At 45.0% G+C, this 12,854-nt stretch carries 10 protein-coding genes and 1 pseudogene; 7 read left to right on the plus strand and 4 right to left on the minus strand.

Annotated features, from left to right (window positions below; genetic code table 11):
* Window positions 1–18: 18 nt before the first annotated feature.
* Complete coding sequence (locus V202x_RS03230) at window positions 19–1,002, minus strand: Gfo/Idh/MocA family protein (RefSeq protein WP_145171150.1); 984 nt, start codon at window positions 1,000–1,002, stop codon at window positions 19–21.
* Window positions 1,003–1,202: 200 nt separating this feature from the next.
* Here V202x_RS03230 and V202x_RS03235 point away from each other — a divergent pair, with 200 nt between their 5' ends.
* Together V202x_RS03235 and V202x_RS03240 are read left to right on the plus strand one after the other, a co-directional pair.
* Window positions 1,203–2,603, plus strand: a complete 1,401-nt coding sequence (locus V202x_RS03235; protein WP_145171152.1) for a sulfatase — start codon at window positions 1,203–1,205, stop codon at window positions 2,601–2,603.
* Window positions 2,604–2,640: 37 nt separating this feature from the next.
* A complete protein-coding gene (locus V202x_RS03240; RefSeq protein WP_145171154.1) occupies window positions 2,641–3,264 on the plus strand; it encodes a MarC family protein in 624 nt (207 codons plus the stop codon).
* 27 nt (window positions 3,265–3,291) lie between these two features.
* On the opposite strand, the gene V202x_RS03245 is transcribed toward V202x_RS03240, so the two are convergent.
* Both V202x_RS03245 and V202x_RS28040 read right to left on the minus strand, forming a co-directional pair.
* Window positions 3,292–4,128, minus strand: a complete 837-nt coding sequence (locus tag V202x_RS03245) for a flagellar motor protein MotB (RefSeq protein WP_145171156.1) — start codon at window positions 4,126–4,128, stop codon at window positions 3,292–3,294.
* Window positions 4,129–4,624: 496 nt separating this feature from the next.
* Complete coding sequence (locus V202x_RS28040; RefSeq protein ID WP_315851531.1) at window positions 4,625–5,131, minus strand: prepilin-type N-terminal cleavage/methylation domain-containing protein; 507 nt, start codon at window positions 5,129–5,131, stop codon at window positions 4,625–4,627.
* 597 nt (window positions 5,132–5,728) lie between these two features.
* Between V202x_RS28040 and V202x_RS03255 the strand changes: the two are divergent.
* From V202x_RS03255 to V202x_RS03280, 5 genes and pseudogenes are all read left to right on the plus strand, one after another.
* Window positions 5,729–6,848: pseudogene (locus V202x_RS03255) on the plus strand (HlyD family secretion protein).
* Window positions 6,845–9,064, plus strand: a complete 2,220-nt coding sequence (locus tag V202x_RS03265) for an ABC transporter permease (RefSeq protein ID WP_145171164.1) — start codon at window positions 6,845–6,847, stop codon at window positions 9,062–9,064. The pseudogene V202x_RS03255 and the gene V202x_RS03265 overlap by 4 nt, the downstream one beginning before the upstream one ends.
* A gap of 90 nt (window positions 9,065–9,154) precedes the next feature.
* Window positions 9,155–10,087, plus strand: a complete 933-nt coding sequence (locus V202x_RS03270) for a fumarylacetoacetate hydrolase family protein (RefSeq protein ID WP_145171166.1) — start codon at window positions 9,155–9,157, stop codon at window positions 10,085–10,087.
* A 253-nt stretch (window positions 10,088–10,340) separates the two neighbouring features.
* Complete coding sequence (locus tag V202x_RS03275) at window positions 10,341–10,619, plus strand: hypothetical protein (protein ID WP_144981664.1); 279 nt, start codon at window positions 10,341–10,343, stop codon at window positions 10,617–10,619.
* A 486-nt stretch (window positions 10,620–11,105) separates the two neighbouring features.
* Window positions 11,106–11,486: a hypothetical protein gene (locus tag V202x_RS03280; protein ID WP_197993199.1), complete on the plus strand. Its 381-nt coding sequence runs from the start codon at window positions 11,106–11,108 to the stop codon at window positions 11,484–11,486.
* 95 nt (window positions 11,487–11,581) lie between these two features.
* On the opposite strand, the gene V202x_RS03285 is transcribed toward V202x_RS03280, so the two are convergent.
* The gene (locus V202x_RS03285; protein WP_145171168.1) at window positions 11,582–12,808 is read right to left on the minus strand and encodes a multidrug effflux MFS transporter; all 1,227 of its coding nucleotides are present in this window, start codon (window positions 12,806–12,808) and stop codon (window positions 11,582–11,584) included.
* Window positions 12,809–12,854: the final 46 nt, after the last annotated feature.

Below are 12,854 nucleotides of genomic sequence, written 5' to 3' on the forward strand. Positions count from 1 at the left end.
ACACGCATACTTAAAATCTTAACTGACTGGCAGCCCCGCTGATTTGAGCACGCATTCCTGCACGAAGTAGTCATGTTGATAGGAAAAGTCTAAATCTTTTTCGCGACGAATCACTCGCGCCATATCAGCGACATCATCGATATAGCGAGTATAACGAGGAAATTCGATTGACTGTTGTCCTTTACGATATTTTCCCCGCGCGTTTTCGAGAGTTAAACTGGCAGCCGGTCTTCCGAATGGTTGGAGATGGAACGTTCCCTCTGACCCGCACACAACAATATGTCTTCGATTGAAACCATTGACTTCATTACAACTGGATTTGACTGTTGCGATTGCCTTTGGATAAGTAAAGACTGCCAGCATATTATCCTGAAGCGTATCTTTGATGACAGAGGCATGTTGTGAGAAAGGGGTTACCTGGTCTGGCCTTCCCAAAATCTGAACGACAAGATCAATCACATGACAGCCCAGCTCAAACATCATACCACCTGGTTGTGGTTCTAATTTAGCGCGACTGACTTTGTCCATTTTTTTACTGATCACCGTATGGACTTCAAAAGGTTCACCAAGCCAACCTTTTTTCAAGAGATCTCTTAATAGTACAACCCCGGGGTTATAACGGTACATATAGCCCATCTGAATCAGCAGATGTTTTTGTGCTGCCTGATCAAGAATTCGTTTAAAGTGGGGTAACGAGAATCCCGCTGGTTTATCAAGGTGAATGTGTTTACCTGCAGCAATACATTTTTCAGCCGTCTGTAACAGGTCGGGTACCTGTGTTTCTACTGCAACCGCTTGGAGCCCCTTGACGTTCAGCAGTTGTTCTTCCGTTAGAAAGGGCAGGTCTTTATAGATGCCCGTCGATTCAGCATAATTTCGCAGTTGTGCATTGGGTTCGACGACGCCAACCACATCATATTCCGCTGACTTACGTAAGGCCTGCATTTTTCCTCCGGCGTGAGGATGCCCCACGCCAATTTGTCCGACTTTAATTTTTTCCACTTCTACATCCTTTCTGGTGTTACGCAAGAGGGCTGCGCTATTTATTGTGTAAGAATCGAACCGATAGAAAATCGGTGATTCGTAACATCAATCAACATACTGGAATGACAGGGGGCAAGTAAGTGCCTAAAATATACACCTGATTTTATCGTAAACAACTACTAAATCAAAAACCACTCCGTTTCGCTGTGGGAGAGAACATGAAGAAACGTTTTCTAACTGTGTGCTGGCTCATTTGCTGGAATACATGTTTTCTCATCTCGAGTGAAGCAGCGTCCGGCAAGCCGAATGTCATTCTGTTTTTTATCGATGATCTGGGGTGGAGAGATGTTGGTTTTATGGGAAGTGATTTTTATGAAACACCACACATAGATCGTCTGGCCCAACAGTCGATGCGATTTACATCTGCTTATGCAGCGGCACCTAATTGTGCGCCGAGCCGTGCTTGTCTCATGTCGGGACAATACACACCACGTCATGGAATCTATACGGTTGGCGATCCCGCACGCGGCAATGATCAATATCGCAAGTTAGTACCGGCAACGAATAACACCGTCTTGGCTGATCAGTTTATTACGATTGCCGATGTCCTTTCACAAGCAGGTTATCGCTGTGCCAGCATTGGTAAATGGCATCTGGGGAAATCTCCACGATCGCAGGGGTTTCAAACCAATATTGCGGGAAATCAATCGGGAAGTCCGCGCGGAGGCTATTTCAGTCCTTATCGAAACCCTCAACTGACTAATGGCACTAAGGGTGAATATTTAACGGACCGTCTGACTGATGAAGCCTGCTCATTCATCAAATCAAATGCCGATTCTCCTTTCTTTCTTTATTTGACACACTATGCCGTTCACACTCCACTGCAAGCAAAACAGGAAAACATCAAACATTTCCAGGCAAAACCGGCTGGGAAATTACATCAACATGCTACGTATGCCGCCATGATTAAAAGTATGGATGAGAGCATTGGCCGGGTTCTAAAAACCCTGAAAGAGCTGAAGCTTGCTCAAAATACGGTCATCGTTTTCACGTCTGATAACGGCGGATACGGGCCAGCTACAACCATGCAACCTTTGCGCGGCTCGAAGGGAATGCTGTATGAAGGAGGCATCCGCGTTCCACTGTTAGTCAAGTGGCCGGGAGTCACCAAAGCGGGAAGTTCCAGTGATGAACCCGTGATTAATGTCGATTTTTATCCGACTTTCCTGGAAATAACGGAAACCTCAAAGCCTGAAAAGTATCAACTGGATGGTGTCAGTCTGGTTTCCTTGTTAAAAGCGCCGCAAAGCAAACTCAAACCACGTTCTCTATTTTGGCACTTTCCTGCCTATTTACAAAAATATAAGGGTATGCAGCAGCGTTTTCGTACCACACCGGTTTCGGTCATTCGTCAGGGAGACTGGAAATTGTTAGAGTTCTTTGAAGACGGGCACCAGGAACTCTATAATACGCGCCTTGATATTAGTGAAATGATGGACCTGAGTAACAGTCATCCTGATAAAGCGAAAGAATTAGCAAAGACACTTCATCAATGGCAAAAACAGGTTCAAGCGGCAATCCCTTCCAAACCGAATCCCTTATATGATCCCGGGAAGTGATTTTAGTTTATAATAATAACGAAAGCCGAGACAGAGCATGCAATGGGAAGACATTCTCAAGGATTTTATTTACCTCTGGGCTGTCATCGATCCCATCGGTTCCATTCCCGTTTTTATGGCTGTCACTGCTGGATACAGCAAAGCAGCGCAGCGAAATATTGCATTGCGGGCAGTCATCACAGCCGGACTTGTCTTAATTCTGTTTGCTGTAGGTGGTCAGGTTCTGTTGGATGAACTGGAAATCCCGCTCTCTGCTTTTCAAATTGCCGGGGGCTTGGTGTTGTTTCTCTTTGCGCTAACAATGATTTTCGGGGAAAGTAAACCTGAAGCGGAAATAGAGGAGTCCAGTAAAGTGGACTCGCATCAGAGTAAAGCCGTTTACCCACTGGCAATTCCCTCCATTGCCTCTCCGGGAGCGATGATGGCCATCGTACTCATCACAGATAATCATCGTTTTGATCTAGCGCAACAGTTAACCGCTACAATAACGATGCTTGTCGTTTTGCTGATTACATTGCTCTTACTTTTGCTGGCTGGTCCCATTCAAAAGCTGATTGGTGCTTCGGGTGCTAGCGTTGTCAGCCGGATTGGTGGATTAATTCTGGCTTCCGTTGCCGTCGACAGTGTACTCAGTGGAATTAAGACCTACTTCGAACTTTGAGATACATCAGTATTCTGATGGTAGGATCTAGTTCAAGAGAGTTGGGTTAGGGTCCCAGCCTGCCACGACAGCATCAGGTGCAAGCACGAAAATTTCAACGCGACGATTTTTCTGACGTGCAGAATTATTCTCATTCGGTACGACTGGTTGGAACATGCTGTAACCTGCGGCACCCATGCGGTCTTGTTTCACTCCGTATTTTGAGAGTGAAAGCACGACAGAGTTAGCTCGGTTTGTCGATAAATGCCAGTTTGTTCGATGCAGACGTTGAGTGCTTGCTTTGGAGATCGCCTTGTCGTCCGTATGACCTACAACGAGTACATTTAAACGCTTTGCATTACCATCGTTCATGATCGCAGCAAACTGAGTCAAAATTTCTTGAGCGGAAGATTTGATGACATCACTGCCAGAGTCAAATAAAATATCTGAATGAAATTTGCTGACGCCGGTATGAGGATCGAATTCGAAGTCAGGATATTTATCCGCCAATTCCTGGAAGCGACGAGTCGCTTCACCATCCAGCGGACTAGGTTGTCCTTTGGCTTTCTTCATCAAGCTCACATAACGCTGCTGCATTTCCGAGCGTTCAACATTCAAATTATCGAGTCGTTTGTTGGCAATATTTAAATTGGATTCCAGCGTCTGGGCGCGCATTGCCAGTTGATCACGTTCGTGTTGCAGGGCGTTTGCGGACTGCTGGAACTGATCTCGTTGCATAGCCAATTCTGCATTTTGATTATAAAGCTGTTGGGCGCGATACATACTTTGCCGAACCTGGGCACTGGGTCCACGATGGCAAGACGTCTGACTGAGAGTAAATAAACACGCTGCGCTAAGCAGGCATACCCGTACGATGATGGGCATCTTTGGTGCTCCTTTATCATTCTCTGAATAGAATCACATTTCCAATCGCGCAATTATTCATGGCAGGTTTCTCATTCATTGAGATGAGGCGGTCCATGAAAATGCACACTCTTGAAAAGCTAAGCTGATTCAAGGAAAGATGAATGGCATTTAAAAAATCAATTGTAATGGGTTTGGTAGGTTTTTTGAGAAGTAATATGCGATTGCATATCCTGTTAAGCAGATGAATCAGTAAGTGTGAAGTGAGAGAGGTTTACTCATTCAAAAGTCAACAGGCGTGGATTTATAACGCCTCTTTATTTTTATGCCAAGAGCAACATCACCAAAAAATGTTCCATTTTTTTAGATTGAAATATCTACAAAAAACAGACTTGTTCGGGACTCGGAATGCAACCGATTTAGTTACGAAAACAGATGGCACATAGCTGTTTAAGCCAAGCGCCACCTGTAATTGGGTGAAGCTGGTTGAAGAAGATTCGTTTCAATTTCAGCCGCTTTATGGCTCTGATTCAAGTCTTTTCAAATCCTCAGTCAGCGATTCGATTGCTTCCATTAGATTTCTTCGAGCAACGAGGGAAGCCGTATTTTGCGATAAGTCATATTTGAAGTTTTTCATCGCACGTTTGGCTCTTTTAATCTGTTCTTCTTTTGAGAGATTACTATTTTCAATCTCTGTATCCCTGTCAGAATTACTGGAACCAGCTTTTTCAGTTTCGGCGTCAGCACGTAAATCTCGTGCAACTTGCATCTGTTGCTTTTTTAAGTTGATGGCGTACATATCCAGAATCTCTTGCAATGAGTGTGTATGTGAGCCGGATATCTCAGAGACGACAGGGCCGCCTGCATATTCATATTCTCGATAGACCCAATAAGGTCCCTCCTTTTTTTGTCCTTGAAGCGAAGCATCTTTCGCTGTCTGGATGTCTGGCAACAACAAAGCAACCAATACTGCAAGTGTTGCGATAACGACCATTAATTCGATGAGTGTAAATCCTCTTTTCATTCCTCTCTTCTTCGATGGGAAACTAATCACCATCGCTCCTTATTAAAACTGACTTTTACAATACGCTGCTCAAACAGAATCGAGCACACACTTTTAATGCCCCGGTTTATAGGGATACTTGTTTAAGAGAATGTTTCTGTTTGATGATTATTGTAATTTCTAATAAAGCGAATCACGTGCCAAATCATGCTGACAACGACCAGGTGATGCTTTTGACTTTTCATATCTGGAGTAAGAGTAATGAGATAAGGCCATCGATCTTGCAAGCCGTTAATAGAAAATTCTTTTTTGAGTCATCAAACAATTCGGACCGGACTTTAGTGTTGCCTGATTCTTGGGCAAGGTATCAAACATGGAGGTTTTATCACTCATTCGTTCGTTCAGAGACAACTTGTGATAGTTCTTACCTCAGAAACAGGTCATGAGTTTCGCCTGAGTCACAAAATCAGAGTCAACCAGAATTTGAAGGATACGTTCTTAGATAAGGATAGGTTTACTACTGTATTATCACCTGTTCAAGTAAGATGAGTTGAGATCAATGGTGTTTTGCCGGTTAGACTGGATACCAATCATGAGGGGAAAGATTTGAATAAAATTTTGGGACTCATTCTGCTGACGGCTGCACTCATTATTGCGCTCATTTATAGCCAGAACAGGGACGAACCCCTGAAAGTCTCTGGCTTTATCGAGGCGGATGACATACGCCCTGGCTCACGCGTCGGTGGACGTGTAAAACGTGTATTGATTGAAGAAGGGCAATCCGTCGCACAAGGTGACTTACTGATTGAACTAGAGCCGTATGATTTGTTAGAACGTCGTGCCGAAGCGGTCGCTAGTTTGTCAGAAGCCAAAGCAAATTATCAAAAATTAGTGGCTGGCTTCCGTGTGGAAGAAGTCGCTCAAGCTCGGGCGCGCGTAGATCAGTTAAAGGCACGTTTGACTTTATTAGTGAATGGACCCAGGCCACAGGAAATTGAATCTGCGATTGCGGAACTGCATTTAGCGGATGCAGAGTACCGACTTGCCAAAGCAAAACATTTGAGGATCGAATCCTTATTTGCCAAAAAATCGGCCTCGACCGATGAAATGGATACCGCGAATACGGAATTGCAAGTTGCCGCTTCCAAAAAAGAAGTAAAGCAGAAAACGGTAGATCTATTGAAAGAAGGGACTCGGAAAGAAGAAATCGACGAAGCAAAAGCCCAGTTGAAACAAGCAGAAGAGGCTTGGCAGTTGTTAAAAAATGGAAGCCGGCGTGAAGATATCAAGCGGGCAGAGGCGAGCGTCAAAGCGGCAGAAGCAGGTTTACAGATTATTGATGAGCAGATTCAGGAGTTAAAAATCATTGCCCCCCTTGATGGAACGATTGAAGCAGTGACTTTACAACCGGGAGATCTGGTAAGAGGCAATGTTCCCGTTGTCTCCATCTTGGATTGGAACAACTTATGGGTGCGTTGTTATGTTCCAGAGAATCATTTGGATACAAGTTGACCAGGAAGTGGATGTCACAATTGACAGTTATCCCAATCAGGTCTTTCAAGGACGAGTGACTTTTGTGTCTCGTCAAGCAGAGTTTGTTCCCCGAAATGTACAGACACCCGAAGAACGATCAAAACAGGTTTTTCGCATTAAAGTCAGAATCAAAGATCAGGACAAATTGCTCAGACCTGGAATGTCAGCTGATGTCTGGTTGGATCGGAAGGGCACCAGACCATGAGTCCTGTGATTCAGATTGATGAGTTAACGCGTGATTTTGGTAGTCTTCGGGCCGTTGATCATGTGAGTTTTGAAGTACAACGCGGATCTATCTTCGGCTTGCTTGGACCGAACGGTAGTGGAAAGTCGACGATTATTCGCATGTTGTGTGGAGTTCTGGAACCCACGGAAGGCTCCGCGCATGTGTTAGGCTACAATGTTTCTCGCGATGCTGAATTGATCAAACGCCATATTGGCTACATGTCTCAGAAGTTCAGCCTGTATTCAGATTTAAGTGTGCAGGAAAATATTGAATTCTATGGGCGGATCTATGGTCTCGATTCTGAAAAATTAACACAGCGGTTTCAAGAGATCATCGAGTTGACTTCTTTGGGAGATCGGCTTGATCAACTGGCTGGTAACTTATCGGGAGGCTGGAAACAGCGTTTGGCCTTGGGATGTGCTCTCATCCACGAACCTGAGGTGGTTTTTTTGGACGAACCCACGGCTGGCATTGATCCTGTAGCACGACGGGATTTATGGGACTTGCTTTTTGAATTAGCGGGGCAGGGGGTAACACTATTTGTCACCACACACTATATGGATGAAGCGGAGCGTTGTAGTGATGTGGGATACATATATGATGCACGTCTGATCGTCTGCGGAAAACCAGACGAACTCAAACAGCTACCCAGCGTTACTCCCCTAGGAACAGCGCGGTGGGAAATTGAAACGGCACACCCGGCTACGAAACTGACGACTTTTCGCGAAATGGATGGTGTTCGGGATGCAACATTGTTCGGTCAAACCATTCATGTGCTGGCTAGTCAACAGTTATCCGAAGCGGATTTTATTTCTCGTATTCCGGATCAACAGGAAGCAGTTCAAGTCAGACCTATTACCCCGTCACTGGAAGATGTGTTTGTAACCTTGAGTCGGGCTGAGGAATTGAATAATCGAGTTTCTGAACAGTCAATCGACACTTCAGAGGGTCACAGCCCGTTTTCGACAGCACCTGAAGCGATGGTCGAAGAATTACCTGTTGAGGATTTGGGCACGAAGACAAAATCCTCTCAAAACATATCAGGAATTTTGGCAGGGTTCTGGGCCATTTTGGTGAAAGAATTCACTCATATCCGCCGTGAACCATCGACTCTGTTTTTTGTTTTTGCCGTACCTGTGCTACAAACGATTATTTTTGGTTTTGCCATTGATACACAAATCGAAAATATTCCAACGGTCATTTATGATCTGGACGGTCGGTCCAGTTCACGCGAACTGAGAGATGCATTTGCCAATACGCGCACATTCCAGATTATCGAGCGCGTCTTTGATCAAGACACATTTCATAACGCGTTTGAATCTGGCAGAGCCAAAGTAGGTGTGATCATACCTCCCGACTATTCAGATCGTCTGCTAAAGGGAGAGCAGGTTTCTATCCAGGTTTTGATTGATGGCAGTGATTCTCAAGTTGCCACAACGGCATTGAATGCATCGAACTTACTGGGAATGAATCTTTCAATAAATATGACGAAACACTTCGCAGACACCCTGCCTGCGGTTCCCTCTCGTGATGCGCGTGGCGAAGCAGCACTTCCGATTGAGATTAGGCCTCGTCTTTTATATAACCCAGATCTTGAGAGTTCACATTTTTTTGTACCGGGATTAGTGGGAATCATTTTACAACTCGTCACACTTTTTTTAACCTCGTTTGCCATTGTCAGAGAACGTGAATTAGGAACTCTGGAGCAGTTGTTTGTCACACCAGTCAGTAAATCCGGTTTATTGTTGGGAAAGCTGGCTCCGTATGCTTTGATTGGGTTTGTGGAAACTCTGGTTGTTTTAACTGTCATGGTCTTCTTTTTCGGAGTGCCGATTCACGGCAGTTTGTGGGAACTATTGCTGTTGTCTCTTTTATTCCTTGTATGTGGACTTGGATTGGGAATGTTGGTATCGACAATTGCCAGAACACAGTTGCAGGCGATTCAGTTTGCCTTTCTGGTGATGTTACCTTCCGTGCTATTGTCGGGATTTATGTTTCCGCGGTCACAGATGCCTTTACCCATTTATCTGTTTACGTTTTTCATTCCCGTAACCTATTTTCTGGAAATACTCAGAGGAATTGTATTAAGAGGCTCAGATATCGCTGATTTATTGCCTTATGTATTAGGGCTCAGCTTATGTTGTATTGGAATCATCGACATCAGTTTAAAGAGATTCCAGAAGCAGCTATCATAATAGGTCCCTTGAATTGGTCTTCTATAAATTAATCGGTAGGATACAAGCAATTCACTCCCATTATCTTCCCCATTCAGGAGTCCTTAAGTTATGCGTTTATGTCGATTTCAATCGGAAAATAAAGTCGCACTTGGTTTCTATCAGGATGAGAATATCATTCCTTTGAGTGCTGCTGCGGAAATGGCGGGAGTGATGCTGGATGAGTCAGTCGGGCTCATTCCATTTCTGCCGGGAGGAGACCAGCGAGACACGTTATTGGGATTGGAAAAAGTTCTGAAACAGGCAATGGATGAGGAGCTGTTTCCGATTTCTATCATGACAGATGATGTGCAGTTACTGGTTCCCATTCCTGCTCCTTCTAAGTTGTTGCTTCTTGCCGGGAATTATTCCAAGCATATCGAAGAAGGAGGAGGTAAAGCAGAAGAAAGACAAAAAACCTTTCCTTATGTGTTTATGAAACCTCCACTAACCACACTGACGCATCCAGGACAGCCTGTCAAAATTCCTGAAGTCTCTCCCGATCATATAGACTGGGAATTGGAGTTGGGAATCGTGATGGGGAAAGCATGTAAAGGTGTTTCTGAAGCAGAAGCGCTCAATTACGTTGCCGGCTATACTGTCATCAACGACATTTCTGACCGAAAATTTCGACCGAATCCGAATCGAACCGAGCGTGAAAAAGATTCTTTCTTTGATTGGCAACATGGGAAATGGCACGACACATTTTGCCCCATGGGACCTTGCATCACACCGTCAGATGATATTCGTGATCCCCAGACTCTGAAAATGAGTCTTTCTGTGAATGGGAATGTTGAACAAGATGCCTCAACAGCTGAAATGATTTTCCCGGTCGCAGCAATCATCGAATTCATATCGAGTTTTGTCCATCTTGAACCCGGGGACATTATTTCCACAGGCACACCCAGTGGCGTAGGGGCATCCAAAAATAAATTTCTTAAACCCGGCGATCAGATGAAAGCTGAGATTGAAAAAATTGGGGTATTGGAAAGTCCTGTCGTTTAACTGTCTTCTTTTCGACCACAGTTTTTTCACTTTTACAACAGTCGTTTGTAATACGTCTTTGTATGTCGAAAATTAATTTAATCCCAAATCTAATCTGAATAATGATTTATAGTAATTAAATCAGATCCTTCCTAACTGGCACAGCTCTTGCAACTCTCCTGTTGATAAAATTGTTGAAAGATGATCACCGTTGGTTTTATTCAATGGAAAAATATAGTCAATCAACAAGGTTCTTTTCAAGGAGACAAGACCAATGAAACGTGCACTGACCGTCGCCATGCTGGCGTCTAGTGTGTTATTTGTGGGTGCTATTGAATCGAGCGAGGCCAGGCCACCAGTTTGGAAGCAAATTCGAAGGCAGTCCCGTCAGCTCGAACGCAACTTCCGTCAAGCATCTCGTGATGTACAACGCTTTGATCGACAGCTAAATAATAATATTAATCGCTATCAACGACGGTATAACAACTACTATTACCGTGGAAGCGGGGCACGTTTTTACTCACCTGGATTTGGTTACTACTATGGATGGTGATCCATGTTTTTAATAGATCCGCCACGATCAGGACTTAACTGATCTTGTCGGGCCGGTTCCTGTTTTCAGGTTCAATCTGGCACGTTTTTCAAGTCTCTCATTCATTTGGTTCGGCCCGATCATTTGAATGAGAGGCTTGTTTTTTTATCTCGATCGCTTCGGCAGTTCCTGCCTAACTCTCCTCTCAACCTGCCGTCATTTTGATACTCAAGGATGCGATATCGAGACGGTTTTTAGGGTTTCACTTTTCGATAGAGGAACAGCATGCATTGCTTAAGTGTATATCAATAAATAGTTTAAAGATTTGAGAATGCAAATTCGAGTCTTCGGCACGCTGATCGCGATATTTTGAATACAGCAAGCTGAGAGAGAAGGTAAACCTGAGAGCTCTCTACTGCGTTGCGATCGAGTGTGAGGCAATAAAGGGGAGACGTTTCAGAAATTCTGCTGCACTCATTTTTGGTTCTTTTTCCAAGGAGAGAAACGATGCGAAACAAAACAAACACAGTTGGCCAGGTGCAGTCAACTCCTCGAAAATCAAAAGCATTGAAGCTGGCACTTTGCATGGGGCTTGTGATGGGGGGCGCGCTGTTGTTGACTCCCGCTCAAGAAGCTCAGGCTGGGGGATGTTACTCAGGCTACGGTTTTGGTGGGTATGGTGGTTTTTATAATTACTATCCCTCTTACCGTTCCAACTATTTTTATCGTAGCCCTTCATTCGGCTTTGGTATTTATAGTGGTGGTAGAGGTTACTATGGTGGGAGTCGCTACTTTAATGGATACCGTGGTGGTAACTGGGGATACCGAGGTTATGGAAACCGTGGTCATTGGCACCATGGACATCGAGGTCATCGTGGCCGTCGATAAGTCTATTCATACCCTAGTGTGATTTCGACTTGAGAATGTTAAGGCTCTGTTTCCAGGAACAGAGCCTTTTTATTTTCTATCACTGAAGAGATTATTCAACGCACCTTATAATTGAATTCTTGTTTGAGGAATCCACGAAAGCAAATGAGCGTGGCGGTACAAACGAGGACATACAATGACCACATTGGCCAGGCAGTCAGCGAATGCATAAACGAAGCAATTGCAGTAAAGAATGCGCTGACAATAATGAATAGCCCACTAACCAGTGCATTCGCACAGCCGCCTGCATCTGGAAATCGACCCAGGCATAAAGAATATCCGTTCGGCCAGATCATGGCCATCAGGAAATAAACGATCCCAGCAGGGACCACTATCGCCATCACGCTAAACACCCCCGAGAGATCAAGCACGAGCATGAGTAGACTGACCAGTAATGAAATCCCGGCAGCAGCGGTGATGATTCGGATCACCTTAATGTGCGCACTCACAAAGCGGTTGAAGAAGTTGCCTGCCAGCCATAGGCATCCGAGGATCAACTGCAAATGACCGTAGAAGATAGGATTATGTTTCAGATCGGTTTGGATGTAAAAAGGCCCCATTGCCTCGAAGCCGAACATCACCGAAATTAAACAGGCCATACCCAGTGCGGTCGGAAGGTAGACACGGTCCGTGGCCATTTGCTTATAGAGTTTGAATGCTTCGAAGAACTGAGTATTCGAATTGTTGACCCGTGTCTCAGGTAAGATGAATAACGAAACAAGCACGACGATTGTTCCCCATCCGGACAGGAACCAGAAGGACGCCGTCCAGCCGAACCAGACCTGGAGATAACCACCCAGTGCGGGGGAGAGAATCGGCCCTGTCGCCCAGGCGATCGTCATCCAGTTGGCGGCTTTCGTCCGTCCTGAACCATCGTAACAGTCCGCCACAATGGCCCGCGCTGCAACTGCAGAGGTCGCTCCAAAGAGCCCTTGTACCGCTCGTAATACGATCACCGCCCACAGCGGGGGAGACAAGGCGATACCGACAGAGGCAAGTACAAAAACAATTGTGCAAAGGAGTGTTGGGATTCTGCGACCGAAAGTATCGGTCAGTGGCCCGGCGATAATCTGGCCAAGTCCATAAAATGCCATGAAGATCAGTAGAGTGCATTGAATTGAGAATCGAGAAGCATCGAAAGCATGCGCCATGGCTGGCAGAGAAGGAACGTAGATGTCAGTCGCAGCCCCAGCCAGAGGAACCATGATTAACATCGAGAAGAAGGCGCGTTTACGCTGTCCGTTACTTAAGTGATCGCCATGAGCCAATAAAGGTGCCTCCAATACACAGTGCCTGACGACATTTCAATGCGCAAGTCGTCATACGATT

The organism is Gimesia aquarii, assembly GCF_007748175.1.
GTDB lineage: Bacteria > Planctomycetota > Planctomycetia > Planctomycetales > Planctomycetaceae > Gimesia > Gimesia aquarii_A.